Source organism: Olsenella profusa F0195 (assembly GCF_000468755.1).
GTDB classification, from domain to species: Bacteria; Actinomycetota; Coriobacteriia; order Coriobacteriales; family Atopobiaceae; genus Olsenella_F; species Olsenella_F profusa.
In genome coordinates this window covers 1-17,835 of record NZ_AWEZ01000002.1, presented here as the reverse complement: position 1 = coordinate 17,835, position 17,835 = coordinate 1, and the positions used below count along the sequence as shown (strand labels likewise).

Sequence of the window (17,835 nt, the reverse complement as noted above, 5' to 3'; positions counted from 1 at the left end):
TGTCGTTATTTCATGAAACTGATCTCACGGATGAATAGTGGACCACTGCACGGTTTCCAGAACTGGAAACTCTCGCTCGTGCCGCCCGTCTTCTCCACCAGGTGGACGTCGCGGACCACCATGCGCTCGTCAATGGCCTTGCATATGTCGTAGACGATGAGCAGTGCCACAGAGACTCCCGTGAGCGCCTCCATCTCCACGTCCGTCTTGTCGCTCGTCCGCACGCGACAGAATGCCCTGATGCTGTGATGCTCGGGACACAGCTCGAAGGAGAGGGTGGCGTTGGTGAGGCTGAGCAGGTGGCAGAGGGGAATGAGCTCCGAGGTGCGCTTGCAGCCCACGATGCCGGCCATCTGGACCATGTCCAGCACGTCGCCCTTGCGCACCTGCCTGCCCTCGATGGCGTCGAACACCTCCGGAGAGACCTCGATGATCCCTGTGGCGAGCGCCATGCGGGAGGTGAACGCCTTCTCGGAGACGTCCACCATGCGGGCGTTGCCCCTGGCATCGAAAGTGCATGAACTCCTGGGGAGCGTCGTGCGCCCCCTCCTCGTGCCGATCCATCAAAACCTCCTCGATCGCTGGTCCCTGGGGCCAGGTGAGTGACTACCCCTTCAGCAGGAGGAGGTCATCCTCGTCGAACCGCAGGTAGTCCGGCAGGCCCCGAGCATCGAGGTCCGACCAGCCGGAGCGCTGCACGAGCCAGGTGATCCTCTGGTCGCGCGCGGGTGCCTCCAGCTCCGGCAGCAGGTAGTAGTTTCGCTCAAATTGGAGCTGGGTGCGTACCTGCCTCATCGCAGCTCCTCCTTGCCTGCCTGCTCCCTGGCAGCGGTCACGGCTTGGGGAGTTCCTTCGCGCGCATGCCCCCAGAACGCGAGCACGACGCGCGCCAGCGCCTCCACGTCATCGAGCCCCAGGCGGGCCACCCCCGCGGGGTGGGCGCAGTCCGTATCCGATGCCACCGCCACGAGGTTCTTGGGGTTGCAGCAGCTCGCCGCCCCCGCACCCCGCACGACCTCCAGCTTGGGATAGGCACTTGCCTTGAAGCCCTCCAGAAGCACAAGGTCCGCCGCAGGCAGGATGCTCATGAGAGAACGCTCGTCCTGCGCACCCATGCCCTGGACAAGCCAGTGGCTCTGGGAGAGGATGGCGGTGCCCACGGCCCCCGCCTCCCGATGGCGGTAGCTGTCCGTGCCCGGCACGTCCCCCACGAAGTCGTGGCCGTCGTGCTTGATCGTCACCACCCGCAGGCCCCGCGCGGCGAGCAGGGGGATGAGCCTGGTGATGAGGGTCGTCTTGCCGGAGTCCTTGGCCCCGCAGATCGCAAAGGCCACGGACCCCCTGTGCTCCTGCCGCCCGCTCACAGCGTCACGACCCTCACCGCGTCGCCCTCCACGAGGGGGCCGGTGCCTGCGGGGATGTCGATGAGACAGGTGCAGCCCCGCAGGGCGAAGAGGGCTCCCGAGGAATGGTTGGCGGCCGGGATGGTGGCGACGCCTCCCTCCAGGCGGGCGCGCACGAAGCGGCGCTGCCTGCTCGCCTTGGGAAAGCCCCCCACCACGGTGGCCGTGCAGCTCCCCGTACGCAGCGTGTCGTCGCGCGTGAGGGTGGCGAGAAGCGGACGGGCGAGCAGCTGCCAGGTGACGAAGGCCCCAAAGGGATTGCCGGAGAGACAGAGCACGGGCGCGCCGCCATGCGAGAAGGCCATGGCAGGAGAGCCGGGCTTCAGGGCCACACGCCAGAAGAGCTCCTCCTCCCCCAGGCCCAGGGCCACGTCGTGCATGATGTCGCGCTGCCCCACCGAGACGCCGCCCGTCGTCACGACGAGGTCCTGCGTGGCACACAGCTCGTCGATGAGGGCGGCCACGGCGGGGGCGTCGTCCGACGCGTGGGTCACCAGGGAGGGCACGAGGCCCAGCTCCGCCAGGCAGCCCCGCAGGAGCTGGCCGTTGGAGTCGAACACCATGCCGGGACGCAGCTCCTCGCCGAGGGGTACGAGCTCATCGCCCGTGGTCACCACCGCGATGCGGGGACGCCGGTACACCTCCACCTCCGCGATGCCCGCCATGGCGAGCACGCCGGAGAGGCCCGCATCGACGCGCTCCCCCGCACGGGCCACCAGCATGCCGGCGGAAAAGTCCTCGCCGCGGTCGATCACGTTGTCGTGCGGGCGCAGCGCACCGTAGATGCCCACCTCGTCCTCGCCATAGTCCGTGTCCTCCTGGCGCAACACGCAGTCGGCCCCGTCGGGCAGGGGGGCGCCCGTCATGATCCGCACGACCGTACCGGGGAGGATCGAGCAGGTGGGGACGTGTCCGGCCACGACCTTCTCGACCACCCTCAGGCGCACGGGCGTCTTGCGAGTGGCGCCCACGCTGTCGGCGGCGCGCAGGGCGTAGCCGTCGAGCGGCGAGCGCGCGAAGGGAGGGCTGTCCAGCGTGGAGGCATAGTCGCGTGCGAGCACGCGGCCGACCGCCGCATCCAAGCCCACGGTCTCACGCTGCGCCAGGGGTTGCACGAGGGCACAGAGTCGCCCCTGGGCCTCCTCCAACGCGATGGCCGTCATATACACACCCTCCATTCGAACCCGTGTGCCAGGACACGGGGGCTGGCCCCGCACGTGATGTGCCAGGACCGGCGCACGGCACCCACAGACCCTCTCCTAGACGTCCTTCGGGACGACCAGCGTCCGAGGGCTGCACTCCCCCGTCATGCGCTGTGCCTCGGGGTAGGCCGCCTGCATCTCGGACATCTCGCCGAAGTCCAGGCACCGCGCCAGACAGGCGTCCACACAGGCGGGTCGCTTGCCCAGGGCAACCAGGTCGACGCACTTGTTGCACAGGCGGCTCTTCTGGATGGAGGCGTCCACCATCGGTGCGCCATAGGGGCATGACTCCTCGCACGCACCACAGCCGATGCAGGCCTCCGTGTCCACCATCGTGCAGCCATACTCGTCGTCGCGATGGAACGCACCCGTGGGACACCCATCCACGCAGACGCACTCCTCGCAGTTGTGGCAGGCATGCGACGTGTAGCGGACCTTCACGTCCAGGAAGGTGCCGCTCTCGACCTCGTCCACATAGCGCATGTTGACGCCCGCACTGAGGTCGTTCTTGTCCTTGCAGGCGATCACACAGGACTTGCACCCTATGCACTTGGCCTCGTCGAAGACGAAGGCCATCTCCTTCGCGTCACTCATGCGGCTCAACCCCCAGATCGACCTTCCAGTCATCCTCAAGCTCGTAGTCGGACTTCCTGATGTCACAGATGCAGGCGTTCCATGACTCGATGTCGGGCCCCGAGGCGAAGTCGCCCGTGAGCACGTTCGGCGAGCCACCGATGCACGTGCCGTCCTCGTTGATGTTGATCCAGGCGCCCTCGTGGATGACGATCACACCCGGCATCACGCGCTCGGTGAGGTGCATCCTGCGCAGGATGGTGCCACGGGAGTTGAAGATCTCCGCGACGTCCCCCTCCTTGAGGTCGTAGCTCTGTGCGTCGACGGGGTTGATGAAGGCGTCGTAGCCGAAGGCCTCGCGCAGCCACGTGACCTGGTTGAACACGGAGTGGGTGCCACGCAGGTCATGGTTGGCGTAGACCTGGAAGGGGTAGGTGCCCTTGATGCCCGCATCGAAGTCCGCGAACGTCGCCTCGTAGCCCTCGGTCGCCGGGTCGTACTTGGCATAGGCGTAGCCCGTGTTCCAGCCGGCCTTGTCGACGGCCTTCTTGAGCGCGGGGCAGTAGATCTCCAGCTTGCCGCTCTCGGTCTTCAGCGGGTTGGCGTCGGGGTCCTCACGCAGCTTCTTGCCGAAGATGTAGCCGAGGTTGTCGCCCACATGACGCTCGACGCGATAGAAGCCGTCCTCCTTGAGCTGCATGATGGGGACACGGCCCTCCTGCGGCTGCCCCTCGACTCCCAGCTCCTTGATGTCGTCCTCCGTGATGCTCGCGAGGTTCTCGTAGTCCTTGCCGTTGTCCATCACGACCGTGGTCCCGGCAACCATGTTGAAGACGCGCTGCATGTTGGAAAAGGGCGTGACCTTGGTGTCATCGACGCCCAGCCGCTTGGCGACCTCGGCGGCTATCCAGGCGTCGTCCTTCGCCTCGAAGTAGGGGTCGATGACCTTGTCGCTCCAGAGGAAGAGCTCGCGGCTGCCGTCCTGTCGCACGTCCCCGCCCTCCTTCTCCCAGGGAGTGGTGACCGGGAGGACGATGTCGGAATACTGGGCCTCGGGCGTGAAGGTGAAGTGGTTGGTCACCACGAAGTCCACCTTGCGATGGGCCTCGATGCCTTTCAGGGAGTTGTTCGTCTGGTTGAGGGTCGCGCAGTGGCTGTGGTACATCATGTGGATGTCGAGCGGATGATCCTTGCCCCCAAAGGCATAGCTGCCCTGTAGGATGTCCTGCCAGTGATGGTTGGTGCAGAGCTTGGTCTTGAGCGGGTTGGGAATGGTCTCGGTACCGTCCTTCCCCAGCTTGACGAGCATGGGGCCGCCATTGGTGGAGGCCTCCTGGGCACTCACGGCGAAGGCGCCGCCCGCGACGCCGATGTTGCCCGTCATGGCACCGAGGGCCATCTCGGCGAGGCAGAGGTAGGTGCCCTTCTCCAGGTGCGCCGCACCCCAGCTGAAGAGGCAGGTGGTGGGGTGGTAGTCGATGAGCATCTGTGCGAGCTCCTCGATGCGCGCCACGGGCAGGCCACAGAGCTTGGAGGCCCACTCGGGGGTCTTGGGTTGGCCGTCGTAGGTGCCCAGGACGTAGTCCCTGTAGTTCTCGGTGGTGTCCGCGCCCTCGGGCATGTGGTCGGCATCGAAGCCCTGCACGCAGCGGTTGAGGAAGTCCCAGTCGAGCACGGTGCCACCGGCCTCCTGGTCCTTCTTGATCAGGTAGTAGGACAGGGCATAGATCAGCGGGGCGTCCGTCACGGGACGGATCGGGAAGTAGTCGTCCGCCAGGACGGCCGCCGTGCGCGTGTACATGGGGTCGATGACGACGATGCGAGCGCCGTTCTCCTTCGCGCGGCGAAGGCTGAGCAAGGGCATGTTGGGCGAGTTCTGTGCCGGGTTGGAGCCCCACAGGATGATGAGCTTGGCGTTGAGCAGGTCGAGACGGTCGTTGAGCGCATGCTGCTTCTGATCGACGCCGAGGATGGGCTTCATGGACGACTTCCATGCGCCTCGCGAGCGGCTGCCGTACTTGGACACGTAGCCACCATAGAGGCTCAGGGTCCTGGCCATGTCGCCGCCATCGAGGACGTAGATCCCCTTGCTGCCATACTTCGCCTTGATGGACTTGATCTGTCCCGCGACGATGTCGAGCGCGTCATCCCATGAGATGCGCTCCCAGGTGTCGCGTCCACGCCACTCACGGCCCGGGTCGCCGTTGGGGTCGAAGTGGGTGCGCCTCATGGGGTACTTGAGACGCTCCTTGCCCACGATCTGCATGCGCTGGGAGAGCCCACGCGGACAGCAGCGCATCTGGGGGTTGTCCCCGGTCTCCTCGTGCTCGTCACCGTTCTTGAGGCGCACGATGCTCCCGTCCTTGACGAGGGCCTTGAGGACGCACTTGCCGCCACAGTTGTGCCAGCAGATGGCATTCCTCCACTCCCCGTCCTCGGCGGTGCTCGTGAGCTGCGACGTCCCGCCTGGGGTGCAGGCAACGAGCTCGCTTCCCGTCACGCTGAGGGCACCCGCCCCTGCCAGGGCACCGAGCCCCCGCAGGAAGCCCCGACGGCTCAACGAGCGGTGGCCCTCGGCCTTATGCCTCTCGTGTATCAGCTGCTCCATGTGCTCCTATCTCCCCTCTCCCGTTCGTTCCATCAGCGCCCACGTCGGACGAGCTCCGCGTCGAGGCGGCACGCGTCCAGGGTCATGCCTGCAAGGGCAAGGTAGATCGTGCTGCGGCTGTCCTCGAGTCCCCTGCAGAGGGCGGGCAGCCACGACAGCGGATGCTCGTTGAGAAAGTCCAGATGATCGTCGAGGATGCGACCGAGCTCTCCTGTGGAGGGTGCCTCGGGCCACCCCAGCCCCGTCTCGCGCTCGCAGAGGAGGTGCAGGAAGTCGAGCTCCGTCGAGAGGTGGTCACCCGGGAAGTTGGCATTGGCCAGCTCGAACCCATGAGAGCGGTAGCTCTCCTTGGTCTGCCAGTTGGGCGCCTGGAAGAGCATCTGGTCGTCGTTGACGTAGCTCGACTCCCACAGCGAGACTTTGATGCCCGCTGGGTCGAAGAAGAGCTCGTAGTACTCCCGCCCGAGCACCTCCGCGAAGGCCTCCTCGCCCCTGGCGGACAGGGTTTCGATCAGCTGCCGGCGGCTGGTGGCGAGGGAGGAGGCAAGCTCCCCCATCTCGCCGGAAACGTCCACGCGCTCAAGCGGGAAGTAGTCGCCCACGAGCAAGCCCGCGAGGACGATGCCCGTCTCGCGCGTGGGCTCCTGCCGGAAGAGGAGGCCCATGAGCTGGTAGAGCTCCGGACGCTCCCCGACCGCCTGCATGCTGGAGACCTCCATGAAGATCCTCTCATCCAAGCGCGGCCCATCATCCCCATGACGGACGTGCGCTCAATCATGAATCATCACATAGTGGATAGTGTAGTATGAGATAATCTAATCGTGATCAATAAGTTGTGTCGGTTACGGGCGAGGCGGGGACAGGGCGCCCGGGAGCCGAGTGCCCTGTGTCGAGGGGTGCCATGGGCAGAGGAGGACGTGGAGACCACGTGCTGGGCCTCGTGCTGGCAGGCGGCGAGAACGCACGCATGGGAGGCCGGTTCAAGGGCGACCTGCTCGCAGGCGGTGAACGCTTCGTCACCCACAGCGCCCGTGTCCTTGCTGACGCAGGCGCGGGACGGCTCCTCCTCTCGCTGCATCAGGGTCAGGAGCTGTCCCTCGAGGGCATCGACGTGCCCATGGAGGTCGTGTGCGACCGCGAGGAGGGCCTGGGGCCCCTCGCCGGCCTGCTCGCGGCGGCGGACTGGGCGGAGGGCCACATGGGAGGGGCGAGCGGCCCAGACCCCCTGCTCATGGTGTGTCCCTGCGACACGCCCCTCGTGACGGCCGGACTGTACCGGGCGCTCCGCACCGCCCTGCGGAAGGGGGACGTTGGCGCCCTGCCCGTGCTGGATGGGCATCCCTACCCCCTGAACGCCGTCTATCGCCTGGGGCTCACCCTCACGGTACGGCTGCGGGCGGCACGCGCCGCGGGCACGCATGGCGTGTCCCGCTCGCTCGAGGGGCTGCCCCTGCACCGCTGCGACCTCAGCGGCAACGAGAACATGGCATGCGCCCTCACCAACGTGAACACGCCCGGAGAGCTCGCGCGGCTCGGCGTAGGCTAGAGGAGCGTACGCCCCTCAAACATAAAACCCCACCGGACAACCTGCGGGCAGCCGGTGGGGAGGGAGGAACAAACCATGCCGACCCATCAGAGCGGGGCATGGAACAGACAGGCTGGACCTACTCGTCCTTCTTGAAGCTGTAGGAGTACACGAAGTTCTCGGGGTCGTAGTAGTTGAGCGCATCGCCGTCGACCTCGGCATAGGGGTAGCCGAAGTCGTTCAGCGCGGCGCCCGACTGAGCGGGCTCGAGGATGAGGTCGCGGCCAGCCGTGAGCTGAACGCGCTCAGAGTCGAGGTTGCCCCAGTAGTACTCGGCCTTCTGCTTGGTCTCCTCCTGATCCTTGGACCAGCCGCCCTTGAGGACAGCCTTGAGGACGTCGGCGGGGTCGGCGGAGACCCAGCCGGTGCCCGGCAGGTAGAACTCAGCCCAGCAATGCTGGTTCTTGGTGATGTCATCAGCGTTCATGCGAATGCCGAAGAACTCGCGGGCGGGCACACCCACGGCGCGGCAGAGACCCACGAACGTGGAGTTGATGTCGGTGCACTTGCCGGACCTGGTGGACAGCAGCGTACAGACGTCACCCTGGCCGCAGCCCTCGACGCTCTCGTCACGCACCATGTTCTGGATGACCCACTCGTAGATGGCCTTGGCCTTGTCGAGGTAGGTGGTCTTGTCGCCCACGATCTCGTTGGCGGCATCGATGACCTGCTGGTTGACGGGCACCATGGCGGAACCCTCGAGGTAGGGCCTCACGTTCTCGGGAACGTCGCCCTCCTCGTGCAGGGTGGGGCACACGGCCTCGTCGCGCGCGGCATGGAAGGAGAGCGTGCAGGTGCGCGTGGAGGCGTCCGCATCGGCGCCCCACTCCACGAAGAGCATCTGGTTGCCTTTGGCGTCGGTGTTGATCTGTGCCGTGGCAGCGCCGGGCGCGTCGTAGCTCACGTCCGTGACCTTCTGGTACTCGGCGTCCTGGGCGACAGGAAGCCACAGGCGCACAACCTTGCCCGCAGGTTCGGCGGTAAGGTCGACGGTGGTGGTGACGGTCCCCTTGGTGGTATCTCCCGTCGCTTGGCCTTGGCTCGAGATCCCAGAGTCGTTCGAGCCCGTGGCGCTCGAGGCGTCCGTGCTCCCGTTGCTGCAGGCGGTCGTGGCCGCGATGGTGACGGCAGAGGTACCCACGAGGCTGAGCAGCCTCAGCGAGTCCCTTCTGGTGATGTTCCGCATGTCTCTCTCCTCACTCTTGTGTGCACTACCCCCACCGCATGTGGCGGGGCCCATTGACCTCCCTAGAAGGTGAAAAGGCAGCGTTACGAGAGCTCGGACAGGCTCTGTTCGAACTCCTCGATGCTCATGGCACCCACGTGGATCTTCCTGATCTCGCCATCGCTCCCCACGAAGACGGAGGTCGGAAAGCCCCTGACGCCGATGAACTGCATGAGTGACCCGTTGGTGTCCATGAGCACGGGAATCTGCACGTCGTTGTCGTGCGCCCACGAGACGAAGCCCTCGGGGCTGAGCTCGCCGTTCTGGTTGGGTACGACCACGGACATGAACCGTACGTCACCGGCGGCCTCGTGCTCCTCGTAGATCCTGGTCATCTGGTCGAGATCCTCGACGCAGGAGGTGCACCAGCTACCCCAGAACTCGAAGTAGAGGGGCTTCCCCTTGTACTCGCTCATGCGATGCTTGGTGCCGTCGAGGTCGGTGAGGACGACGTTCTTCCAGGCGCTCGACACGTTGGCACCCGACTCCTCGCCAGACCGCACGCCCAGGGCGCCGTTGAGCACCGAGGCATCGCTCGCATCCGAGTCCGGGTCGTCCTCGCCCTGTGGGGCCTTGCCTGCGGGGGCGACCAGTGCGGCATCGTCGATGGCGGACTGGAGGGCCCTGTTGCTGTTCACCAGGCTGTCCACCTCGCTGAAGACCATCCAGAGGCCCATGATGGCGATGAGGACGCCGCCGATGGCCTTCACCACGGGAAGGTACGTGCTCAGCCTCTTGAGACGGCCGAGCAGCATGCCCGAGGCAAGGGTGATGACCACGAAGGGGAGGCACAGCCCCAAGGCGTACACGAGGAGGAGGACGCCGCCCACCAGGGCGCTGCCCTGCCCCGCCGCCATGGCAAGGATGGTGCCGAGGATGGGCCCCACGCAGGGGGTCCATCCAAAGGAGAACGCAAGTCCCAGCACGAAGGCGCTCACGACACCACGCACCTTGATGCGACGCAGGTCGGCGCGCCTCTCGTTCAGGAGGAGGGGAATGTCGAGCACGCCGGCAAGGTGGAGGCCGAAGACGAAGATCACCAGGCCGAGCGCGACGTTGACATAGGGGTTGATCACGAAGGAGCCCAGGGCGCCGGCACCCACGCCCAGGGCCACGAACACGAACGAGATGCCCAACACGAAGGCCACCGTGTTGGCCACGCGCCTGCCCAGCATGAGCTCGTTCCCCGCATCGGTGGTGAGTATGCCCACATAGACGGGGAGCAAGGGCAGGATGCAGGGCGAGAAGAACGAGAGCAGGCCCGCACCCGCGGCAGAGAGCAACAGTCCTATGTCCACGCACACCTCCTGGCACGAACCGGTGCCATGCATCGACTGTCATCAGCAATCCGGACGATTGCTGACCATGATTATGGTACCAGATGACACCCATTCGGGAGAGGGAGCGGCCGAGCGAGGTCGCCCCGTTCCCCCTCGTCCCGACGCATGCAGGAACTACGCCTTGGGGCAGCGCACCTTCACTGACGCGCCCTCGAGGGAGCGCATCTTCTCCGTCGCCGCCATCGGGCAGAGGAAGATTGACGTCCCCTCGGCCATGCGAGCAGAGAGCTCCCTGATGAACGGCGTGGTGAAGCCCTCGGCGATGGTGGTGGCAACGCGGGGGCCCACGATGGAGACGTAGGCGGGCGGGTCGGCGTACTCCATGTACGTCACACCTGCGTCCGCCGCCCGAAGCGCATAGGGTATGACCTGGCCCCGCAGGTGCCCGAGCACCTCCTGCACGAGCTCGGGCTCACGACGCCACTCCCTGAAGACGACCCTGAGGTCGAGGAGGCACGAGAGGATGGAAACCGGGCCGCTGATGGAGTACATCACCTGCTCGCCCGCCTCGGACAGCATGCGCGCCGCCTCGATCATCCTGGGCAGGCGATGCGAGCGCTCGTCGGACAGCTCCATGCCCAGGACGTCACGCATCGAGGTGCACACGGGCGTGCCGGCGCGCGCGACCGAGACCTCGTCACCGAGGTTGACGTCGGCGCCCATCGCCTCGGCCTCGACCGTGTGGCAGAATGGCAGCATGCAGAAGTCCTGCTCGCGCGCGGCGCGCACGGCGCGGGCGAAGTCGGCGATGGACTCCGCGCTCCCATAGACCTCGTCCCAGCTGCAGCCCAGGTCCGCGCGCACCTCTGCAACCATGTCGGAGTTTGGGTTAATGCATGCATCAAGTATGAAGTCGGACATGACGTACCTCCCTACGCAAAGGCCATCGCATCGACGAAGAGCCTGTCATAGCCATCAAGGACCGAGAGCTCGATGTAGTGTGCATGGCTCCCCACACGGGCGCTGCGCTCCCTCATCCCCGCGGAGACGAGGCAGAGCACCGCACCGGACTGTGAGGTGTTGCCCGTGTAGACGATCCTGTCTTGCCACTCACGGGGGAAGAAGCCCGCCTCCACCAGGCTTGTGGCGCTCAGATGTCGGCCGAACTGGCCACTCACGATGACGCGGTCGACATCCCCGTAGGCAAGGCCCCTGTCCCTGAGCAGCGCGATGATGGCGGCGAGGATGGCCCCCTTCGAGAGCTGCACCTGGCGGACATCGCCCTGGGTGAGGCACAGCCCGCGCTCGCGGTCGAGGACGAGGGCGAGCCTGCCGTCCCTCCGCTCCACGAGGGGGGAGTCCTTGGAGAGGCGCCCGTTCGCACCGATGGCGCCCGATGCGACGCCCTGACCGATGGCCGCGGCGATGCCGCTACCGCATATCCCGATGGGCTCGCCGCCGCCAATCGTCCGATGGGAGAGGACCTCCCCCGCCATCGTCACGTCCTCAATGGCGCCTGCGGAGGCCCGCATGCCGCAGCTGATGTTCATGCCCTCGAGCGCAGGGCCCGCCGCACAGGAGCACGCGACGAGGGAGCCCCCGTCCGCAAGCACGATCTCGCCGTTGGTGCCGATGTCGATGAAGAGCGTTCGTCCGCTGGCAGCGAGCAGGTCACAGGCCAACACGCCGGAGACGATGTCGCCACCTACGTAGGCGGCTATGCAGGGGACGCAGAACACCTTGGCCGCGGGAGCCGAGGTGAGCCCGAAGTCCTCGGCGCTGCCCGTGACGGGCCCCCTGAGCGTGGGGATGAAGGGGGCACGGGCGATGGAGGAGGGGTCGACTGCGGCAAAGAGATGGATCATGGTGGTGTTCCCGCTGACGACCACCCGCTCCACACGGGCGGGGTCGACCCCCTCCCCCGTGCAGGTGGCCGCGATGAGCCGGTTGAGGTCATCGCGGATGAGGCCCGCGAGGATGTCGCAGCCGCGTGGGTCATCCATCGTGAAGTGGATGCGCGTGATGACGTCCTGCCCGTAGGCCTTCTGCGCGTTGAGGCAGGAGGCGGACCTGAGCTCCCGGCCCGTGGCGAGCTCGACCAGGGTCACGACGACCGTCGTGGTGCCAATGTCCACGGCCACGCCATAGGCGCCCTCTGCGGCGGGGTCTGGCCTCATGTCGATGTGGTAGCCGGACACCTGGATGTCGGCGATGTCGTCCTTGGACACGGTGACCACATCGGCGTCATCCACGACCGTGTAGGTGCAGGCAAGGGTGGGGGTCCCGTCAACCGAGACCCGGCACTTGCCGCAGACCCCCTTGCCCCCGCACGGGCCGTCGACCAGGTCGCGCGCGGCGAGGACCGCATAGAGGTTCGCCCCCCGTGCGCACTCGAGCTCCTGGTTCTCGCGCAGCAGATGCAGCACTGGCATGCGTCATTCCCCTTGCTTACGACTTCCCTCGACGACATATGGGCTCAGTCGGACGCGCGGGCGCGCCTCGAGCCTCCCGGACCCGCTGGACTAGGCGTCACCGCGCTCCTCAAGCGCAGCCGCAAGCAGAAAGTCCACCCTTTCGGGATCGACCGGGTACCCAATCTCGCGCACGGTGTCCATCATCATGTCGATGTTCTCGAACGGCGTCTCGACGGGCAGGCTGCAGCCGCTCATGACCATGAAGCCCTTGGGGCTGTCATAGCCGTCCCGGATGGACTCCAGGGTGCCGATGCGCACGTCGAGGGGCGAACCCATGTACATCACGCTGCCGGGGTCCACGTTGCCCATGATCCTGGTCTTGTCGCCCACGGCACGCTTGCAGTCCGCGATGCTCGCCACGTTGTCGATGCTCCATCCCGCTATGCCCAGGTCCGCGACGTCCTCCCAGATCCGGTCCGTCTGCCCGCAGATGTGGATGACGGGGTTGAAGCCCCTGGCCTTGATGAAGTCCACCAGCTCCTTGAGGTACGGGAGGGAGAACTCGCGGAAGCTGCGCGGGCTCACCACGGTGCAGGACGACATGGGCTCCGAGATGGTGGGGCCAAGCCCCCTGTCCATCGCGGCGGCGGCGAAGGCCTTGCAGGCGTCGAGCGACATCCGGCAGAGGCGATGCACGGCCTCGGGGTCCTTGTGGATGAGGCGCAGCATGTTGTCCACGCCGATGAGGAAGAAGGCGTTGGTGAAGGGCCCCACGACGCCCGCCGAGACGCCCATCGTCTTCCCCGCGAGCTCCTTGAGGATGCCCATGGCCTCAAGGTGGATGGGGAGCCGCCCATCCCTGAGGGGGTCGGGCGGACGGAGGCTGTCGATCTGCGCGGCATCGCTGATGGCGGGCGTCAGCAGGTCGGCCGTGTCGTCATCGGGCTTCTTGACCGTGGCTCCCATCGCCTCGCAGAGCGTGAAGAGGTCCGTGAACACGCGCAGGCTGTCGCTGCCGAAGCGCTCATAGGAGGCCATCTGGGCCTCCGCGATCGCGCGTGGGTTGGTGTTGAACTCCGAGATCTTGCATCCGTAGATGCGCGCCACGCCGTTCGCGATGTTGGGGTTGCAGGGGAGGCGGTCAGCATCCCCTCCGCTCGCGATGGCCTGGCCGCGCTCTGCGGGCGTCATCTGGTCCTTGGGCATGATAGGTCCCTTCCCTCGTCAGTCCCTCACGATACGAAGCACGTGCTCCGAAGGCCTCCACGCGTGCACCGCGTCCGTCATCGCCCTGAGGTTCTCCGTGGGTGTCGACATGGAGATGCCGCAGGCGGGAGCCACGATGTCCACGCCCGACCTCAGTGCGACGTTGGCCATGGACGCCACCTTCCGGGGCTGGGCGTCCTTGAGCGCGAAGGTCGACACGTTGCCCATGAGCACCCTGCCCGGCATGCGCTCGCGCACCCTGCGGACGGCGATCGTGGCGTCGAAGCTGAAGGCGTCGCAGTCGATCTCCGCGACCTCGTCAAGGACGCGGTCCAGGTGCCCGCAGATGTGCACGATGGTCGCCGGGGCGCCGATGGCGGCCACGACCTCGTTGAGGTACCTGACCGTGAACTCGCCAAAGAGCCTGGGGCCCAGGATCTCGCCGGTTCCCGAGGGCTCTGCGACGCATATGACGTCTGCGCCGGCGGCGACCATGGCCCTGCCGTAGGCGATGAGGTTCTGGGCGACGAACTCGACGAACTCGTGCGCCTCCCTGCGACGCTTGTACATCTCGCGCAGCAGGATCTCCATGTCGAGGACCGTCCCCGCAACGCTGACGGCACCCACGAGGTTGCCCACGACGGGAACGTCATCACCCACGCCGCGCAGGATCCTGATGGCCTCGAGCGTCGTGCGCGCACGGCCCCTGGCGAGGTCCATGCGATGGAGCCCGGAGAGGTCCGACACGCTCCGGAGGGCGCCTGTCACCACATGCGGCTCGCAGGTCTCGTCGCCGAGGTCGACCGTGGCGCCCATGCCTTCGGCCTCGACGGTCATGCAGAAGGGCACGCCGTAGTTCTCGATGCCTCCGAGGTCATGGGCCGCGCGTGCAAGGCGTGCCATCTGCCGCGGGTCGGTGTGCGCCTCGGGGAAGGAGACGCCCGCGGCATAGGCCATGGCCGTGGTCGTCATGTTCATCATCCCACCGGGGATGATGCAAGGTGGCCGGTCCACCCGCCCGCCTGCGAGAATGGAGAGCAGACGTCCCCTCTCACCAGGGGTGTCAGGCATGGACGCGCTCTAGGGGCTCCGCAGCGTCAGCGGCATCCTCATAGCCCAGCAGACGATCGAGGAGCTTCACGGCCTCGGTCGCGGTCCGCGAGTAGCCATCCGCGCCGATCTTGTCGCAGAAGCCCTGCGAGATCGGGCCGCCACCGATGATGACCTTGACCTTGTCCCTCAGCCCAGCCTCCTTGAGGGCCTCGATGACGTTGCCCATGTTTGCCATCGAGGTGCTCATGAGGGTGGACATGGCCACGGCATCGGCATCGTTGTTCCGGACGGCCCCCACGAACTCCTCGGGCGGGATGTCGCGTCCGAGGTCGACCATCTGGTAGCCGGAGGACTCCAGCATGATCTTGACCAGGTTCTTGCCGATGTCGTGGGTGTCCCCCTGCACGACGCCGATGACGACCGTGCCCTTCTGGTTGAGCTGGCTGCTTTCGAGCATGGGCCTCATGACGTCGAGGCCGTTGTACATCGCATCGGAGCAGATAAGCAGCTCGGGGATGAAGTATTCCTCCTCCTCATAGAGATCGGCCACTCGGTTCATGCCGGCCACGAGGCCGTCGAAGATGCCCTCGCGCACGTCGTACCCGGCGTCAACGAACTGCTGGGCAACGTCGACGACCTTCTCGTCCTCCATGTCGACGACGCAGTCCCTGAGCTCTTGGATCAGCTCTTCCTTGCTCTTGGCAGACATTGGAACCATCCCTTCTCTTGCGCCTGACAAACGCACCGCCCGTATGTCCGTATGGAGCATGCCGGACCAGCAACTAGGTCCGCGCCTCGCAGCCCACGATCCTCTCGATCTCGTCCCTTCTGAGTTCCTTGCCTATGACGACGAGCTTGGGCTCGCCCGTATAGGCAGAGGGCTTGTGGAGAGCGCCTCCCGTGTAGAGCTCGACGTGCTCCAGGGCCTTCTGGTCCTCGCGGCACAGGAAGCCCTTGGCGCGCATCACGCGGCCCGTGGGCACCTTGCGAAGTGCCGCTAGCATGTGCTCGATCTCGCCCTCGCCAAAGGCGTGCTCGGGGAGGAACGAGAGGGACACGAAACCGCCCGGTGCATGGAGGTGCCCCCCGTGGTGATGGTGGTCCTCCGCTGGTGGGGTCGCCGCGACGGGCACCGTGCCCTCCTCAAGGGCGGCCTCGGAGGCGGCAAGCACCTCGAGCCCGCCCACCCCGCCTGCGGCGTCGACGTCCATGACGGGACAGGGGCTGAGCTTCCGGATGGCGGCCATCGCGCCATCGAGCTCGGCCGCACCCAGCCCCTGGGTGTGCGTCAGGGCGATGAAGCTGGCATCCCGTATCTGGGAGGCATAGAAGTCTCCCGAGAGCTCGAGCATCTCCGCCACGCAGGAGGCGTCCACGACCGAGGTGACCGAGCTGAGCCGACAGGGCAGGCGCCGTGCGGCCCCCTCCACGACGCCCAGCATGTCAGGAAGGTTCGCCAGCCCCGTCGGCTCGATGACGATGCGCCCCGGGTGCATGTCCTCCACGACCTCCTGCAGGCAAGTGAGGAAGTCTCCCTTCAACGTGCAGCAGATGCATCCCGAGGCAAGCGTCCTCACCGAGACGGAGCTGTCCTTAAGCAGGTCCCCATCGATGGAAACGTCGCCGAACTCGTTCTCGATCACGATGGGCCGCTCGCTCTCGAGGCCATCCGCCAGCATGCGGTTGATGAGGGTCGTCTTGCCGGCCCCCAAGAAGCCGATCACGATGTCGACCTTGGTCCCGTCCTGAGCGTCCTGACGTTTCTCGGTCGTCCCAATCACCTTCGTACGCCTGCGCAAAAAAGAAAACCCTTATTTTATGAACACGATAGCCAATCGGGTGGGTACCGTCCGCCCACATATCGGTGGATGTGGGCGGTCGGCGCCCCTACGGTGGCGGACGGCGTGCGTGCACCCCGCGCCCCCGACGGCGCTACTCCCCAACCAGTCCGTCCGCCTGGTCCCTGAGCCGCCAGGCGTCGTAGTCCCACTCGCCCCGTGCCGTGAACCTGCAGTAGGCGGGAACGAGGATCGAAAGAGCAGTGAACAGGACGAGGAACATGGCTGCCGATCCCTCACGGATCACGCGTCCCAGCCGTGCGGCCTCTCGGGATCGGGGTCCTCGAGGGCACGTGCCTGCTCCGCAGCGAGGGTCTTCGCGACCTTGAGGTAGCGGAAGATGTTCTCGTTGGACGAATCGAAGGGCATGTCACAGCCGGAGTGAATCTGGAACCCCTTGGGGGAGTCCCACGCCTTGCGGAAGCACTCCTTGGTCTTGTCCTCGATCTGGTCAGGCGTGCCGAGCTCCATGAGGCCGACGGGGTCGACGTTGCCCTGGATGCGGATCCTGTCCCCGATGCGCTCCTTGGCCACCCCAAGGTCGACGACGTTGTCGAGGCTGTACTCGGAGAAGCCGCCGCCCGCAACGTCCTCGAGAATCTTGGTGGTGTCACCACAGATGTGCATGTGCATGGGGGCATGGGTGTACTGGCGCACGAGCTCCTGAAACCTGAGCTCGCTGGGGAGGGCGTACGTACGGTAGAGCTTGGGATTGATGATCGTGCAGCTTGCGACGGGGTCGCAGGTGCTCACGCCGAAGCCCTCCTTGAGGAAGGGCTCCGCGAGCTTGAAGAGCGCACTCACCGTGAACTCGATGAGCTGGGGCGCCCACTCCTCGCGCCTGATGAGGCCGCGCAGGAAGGTCTCCACCCCCACGAGGCCGGAAGCGGCGGTGAAGGGCGAGGTGAAGTTGACGCCCGTACCCACCTCATCGCCAATCTCGTCACGTATCATCTCGAGCGCCTCGAGGGTCACGTAGGCGTTGGGATCCTCGTCGAAGACGATGTCATCGAGGCTCAGCCTGGGAACGTCCTCCCTGGGGTGTCGAAGGGGTGCGTCCAGGAGCACCTTGGTCTCGTTGGGCGGCTGCTTGTAGGCGCCACCATAGGCGATGGCAAGCGAGTGCAGCCCATACATGAGCCCCGTGCCGTCGGCACCAAAGAGGCGATAGGCCGCGATCTGCTGCTCGGCCTTGCCACGGGCAGTCTTCTCGCATTCCGCGAAGGTCGTGCCCATCATGCGCGGAACGGTGAGGTCGGCCATGATGCCGATGGGCATGCGATCCACGGACTCTCCGTGTGCGAGTGCCCGGGACCGCTCGTTGGGGGTCATCTCGTCAAGCGCACGAATCGGCTCAAAGTAGTCGAGGCTCTCCCTCAGCATGTCCCTGTCATACATACGGCCCTCTCAAGTGCTATCTGATAGACGAACATCTATCTATTTTTGCG

The 17,835-nt window shown here is 66.1% G+C and carries 18 protein-coding genes; 1 reads left to right on the top strand and 17 read right to left on the bottom strand.

Annotated features, from left to right (window positions below; genetic code table 11):
• Nucleotides 1-5 precede the first annotated feature (5 nt).
• The 7 genes from moaC to HMPREF1316_RS00160 form a co-directional block, all read right to left on the bottom strand.
• The gene (gene moaC, locus HMPREF1316_RS00190) at nt 6-560 is read right to left on the bottom strand and encodes a cyclic pyranopterin monophosphate synthase MoaC (RefSeq protein WP_269593939.1); all 555 of its coding nucleotides are present in this window, start codon (nt 558-560) and stop codon (nt 6-8) included.
• 46 nt (nt 561-606) lie between these two features.
• Complete coding sequence (locus tag HMPREF1316_RS00185; protein WP_021724854.1) at nt 607-795, bottom strand: hypothetical protein; 189 nt, start codon at nt 793-795, stop codon at nt 607-609.
• Entirely contained in the window at nt 792-1,364 is a 573-nt protein-coding gene (gene mobB, locus HMPREF1316_RS00180) for a molybdopterin-guanine dinucleotide biosynthesis protein B (protein ID WP_198009522.1), read from the bottom strand. The genes HMPREF1316_RS00185 and mobB overlap by 4 nt, the downstream gene beginning before the upstream one ends.
• On the bottom strand, nt 1,361-2,566 hold the full coding sequence (locus HMPREF1316_RS00175) for a molybdopterin molybdotransferase MoeA (RefSeq protein ID WP_021724857.1): 1,206 nt from the start codon (nt 2,564-2,566) through the stop codon (nt 1,361-1,363). Before HMPREF1316_RS00175 ends, mobB begins: the two co-directional genes overlap by 4 nt.
• A 96-nt stretch (nt 2,567-2,662) precedes the next feature.
• A complete protein-coding gene (locus HMPREF1316_RS00170) occupies nt 2,663-3,199 on the bottom strand; it encodes a 4Fe-4S dicluster domain-containing protein (protein WP_051332847.1) in 537 nt (178 codons plus the stop codon).
• Nucleotides 3,192-5,786: a molybdopterin-dependent oxidoreductase gene (locus HMPREF1316_RS00165; RefSeq protein WP_021724864.1), complete on the bottom strand. Its 2,595-nt coding sequence runs from the start codon at nt 5,784-5,786 to the stop codon at nt 3,192-3,194. The genes HMPREF1316_RS00170 and HMPREF1316_RS00165 overlap by 8 nt, the downstream gene beginning before the upstream one ends.
• Nucleotides 5,787-5,818: 32 nt before the next feature.
• A complete protein-coding gene (locus HMPREF1316_RS00160; RefSeq protein WP_198009521.1) occupies nt 5,819-6,490 on the bottom strand; it encodes a TorD/DmsD family molecular chaperone in 672 nt (223 codons plus the stop codon).
• A gap of 197 nt (nt 6,491-6,687) precedes the next feature.
• On the opposite strand from HMPREF1316_RS00160, the gene mobA reads away from it, so the two are divergent.
• Nucleotides 6,688-7,332 carry a molybdenum cofactor guanylyltransferase gene (mobA, locus tag HMPREF1316_RS12915; protein ID WP_021724867.1) on the top strand — a complete coding sequence of 215 codons (645 nt, stop codon included), beginning with the start codon at nt 6,688-6,690 and terminating at the stop codon, nt 7,330-7,332.
• A 118-nt stretch (nt 7,333-7,450) separates the two neighbouring features.
• Here the strand turns inward: mobA and HMPREF1316_RS00150 are convergent, their stop codons facing one another.
• The 10 genes from HMPREF1316_RS00150 to HMPREF1316_RS00110 form a co-directional block, all read right to left on the bottom strand.
• A complete protein-coding gene (locus HMPREF1316_RS00150; RefSeq protein WP_021724855.1) occupies nt 7,451-8,557 on the bottom strand; it encodes a transglutaminase-like domain-containing protein in 1,107 nt (368 codons plus the stop codon).
• 83 nt (nt 8,558-8,640) lie between these two features.
• Complete coding sequence (locus HMPREF1316_RS00145) at nt 8,641-9,894, bottom strand: cytochrome c biogenesis protein/redoxin (RefSeq protein ID WP_040650629.1); 1,254 nt, start codon at nt 9,892-9,894, stop codon at nt 8,641-8,643.
• A gap of 156 nt (nt 9,895-10,050) precedes the next feature.
• Nucleotides 10,051-10,797, bottom strand: a complete 747-nt coding sequence (locus HMPREF1316_RS00140; protein WP_021724865.1) for a uroporphyrinogen decarboxylase family protein — start codon at nt 10,795-10,797, stop codon at nt 10,051-10,053.
• Between the two features lie 11 nt (nt 10,798-10,808).
• A complete protein-coding gene (locus HMPREF1316_RS00135; protein ID WP_021724866.1) occupies nt 10,809-12,308 on the bottom strand; it encodes an ASKHA domain-containing protein in 1,500 nt (499 codons plus the stop codon).
• Between the two features lie 90 nt (nt 12,309-12,398).
• A complete protein-coding gene (locus HMPREF1316_RS00130; RefSeq protein WP_021724861.1) occupies nt 12,399-13,496 on the bottom strand; it encodes a uroporphyrinogen decarboxylase family protein in 1,098 nt (365 codons plus the stop codon).
• Between the two features lie 18 nt (nt 13,497-13,514).
• The gene (locus HMPREF1316_RS00125) at nt 13,515-14,567 is read right to left on the bottom strand and encodes a uroporphyrinogen decarboxylase family protein (protein ID WP_021724870.1); all 1,053 of its coding nucleotides are present in this window, start codon (nt 14,565-14,567) and stop codon (nt 13,515-13,517) included.
• Entirely contained in the window at nt 14,560-15,258 is a 699-nt protein-coding gene (locus HMPREF1316_RS00120; RefSeq protein ID WP_021724863.1) for a corrinoid protein, read from the bottom strand. Before HMPREF1316_RS00120 ends, HMPREF1316_RS00125 begins: the two co-directional genes overlap by 8 nt.
• Nucleotides 15,259-15,331: 73 nt before the next feature.
• Nucleotides 15,332-16,348 carry a CobW family GTP-binding protein gene (locus tag HMPREF1316_RS12910; RefSeq protein WP_021724868.1) on the bottom strand — a complete coding sequence of 339 codons (1,017 nt, stop codon included), beginning with the start codon at nt 16,346-16,348 and terminating at the stop codon, nt 15,332-15,334.
• Nucleotides 16,349-16,481: 133 nt separating this feature from the next.
• The gene (locus HMPREF1316_RS14820; protein ID WP_021724869.1) at nt 16,482-16,610 is read right to left on the bottom strand and encodes a hypothetical protein; all 129 of its coding nucleotides are present in this window, start codon (nt 16,608-16,610) and stop codon (nt 16,482-16,484) included.
• 20 nt (nt 16,611-16,630) lie between these two features.
• A complete protein-coding gene (locus tag HMPREF1316_RS00110; RefSeq protein ID WP_232204369.1) occupies nt 16,631-17,770 on the bottom strand; it encodes a uroporphyrinogen decarboxylase family protein in 1,140 nt (379 codons plus the stop codon).
• Nucleotides 17,771-17,835 lie beyond the last annotated feature (65 nt).

Bases quoted from the DNA above. Each gene is read 5' to 3' on its own strand.
- HMPREF1316_RS00130 (WP_021724861.1), bottom strand. From the start codon at position 13,496: ATGCCCAAGGACCAGATGACGCCCGCAGAGCGCGGCCAGGCCATCGCG.
- HMPREF1316_RS14820 (WP_021724869.1), bottom strand. From the start codon at position 16,610: ATGTTCCTCGTCCTGTTCACTGCTCTTTCGATCCTCGTTCCCGCCTAC.
- HMPREF1316_RS00125 (WP_021724870.1), bottom strand. From the start codon at position 14,567: ATGCCTGACACCCCTGGTGAGAGGGGACGTCTGCTCTCCATTCTCGCA.
- HMPREF1316_RS00140 (WP_021724865.1), bottom strand. From the start codon at position 10,797: ATGTCCGACTTCATACTTGATGCATGCATTAACCCAAACTCCGACATG.
- HMPREF1316_RS00185 (WP_021724854.1), bottom strand. From the start codon at position 795: ATGAGGCAGGTACGCACCCAGCTCCAATTTGAGCGAAACTACTACCTG.
- HMPREF1316_RS00120 (WP_021724863.1), bottom strand. From the start codon at position 15,258: ATGTCTGCCAAGAGCAAGGAAGAGCTGATCCAAGAGCTCAGGGACTGC.
- HMPREF1316_RS00175 (WP_021724857.1), bottom strand. From the start codon at position 2,566: ATGACGGCCATCGCGTTGGAGGAGGCCCAGGGGCGACTCTGTGCCCTC.
- HMPREF1316_RS00160 (WP_198009521.1), bottom strand. From the start codon at position 6,490: ATGCAGGCGGTCGGGGAGCGTCCGGAGCTCTACCAGCTCATGGGCCTC.
- HMPREF1316_RS00135 (WP_021724866.1), bottom strand. From the start codon at position 12,308: ATGCCAGTGCTGCATCTGCTGCGCGAGAACCAGGAGCTCGAGTGCGCA.
- HMPREF1316_RS00110 (WP_232204369.1), bottom strand. From the start codon at position 17,770: ATGCTGAGGGAGAGCCTCGACTACTTTGAGCCGATTCGTGCGCTTGAC.
- mobA (WP_021724867.1), top strand. From the start codon at position 6,688: ATGGGCAGAGGAGGACGTGGAGACCACGTGCTGGGCCTCGTGCTGGCA.
- HMPREF1316_RS00165 (WP_021724864.1), bottom strand. From the start codon at position 5,786: ATGGAGCAGCTGATACACGAGAGGCATAAGGCCGAGGGCCACCGCTCG.
- HMPREF1316_RS00170 (WP_051332847.1), bottom strand. From the start codon at position 3,199: ATGAGTGACGCGAAGGAGATGGCCTTCGTCTTCGACGAGGCCAAGTGC.
- HMPREF1316_RS00150 (WP_021724855.1), bottom strand. From the start codon at position 8,557: ATGCGGAACATCACCAGAAGGGACTCGCTGAGGCTGCTCAGCCTCGTG.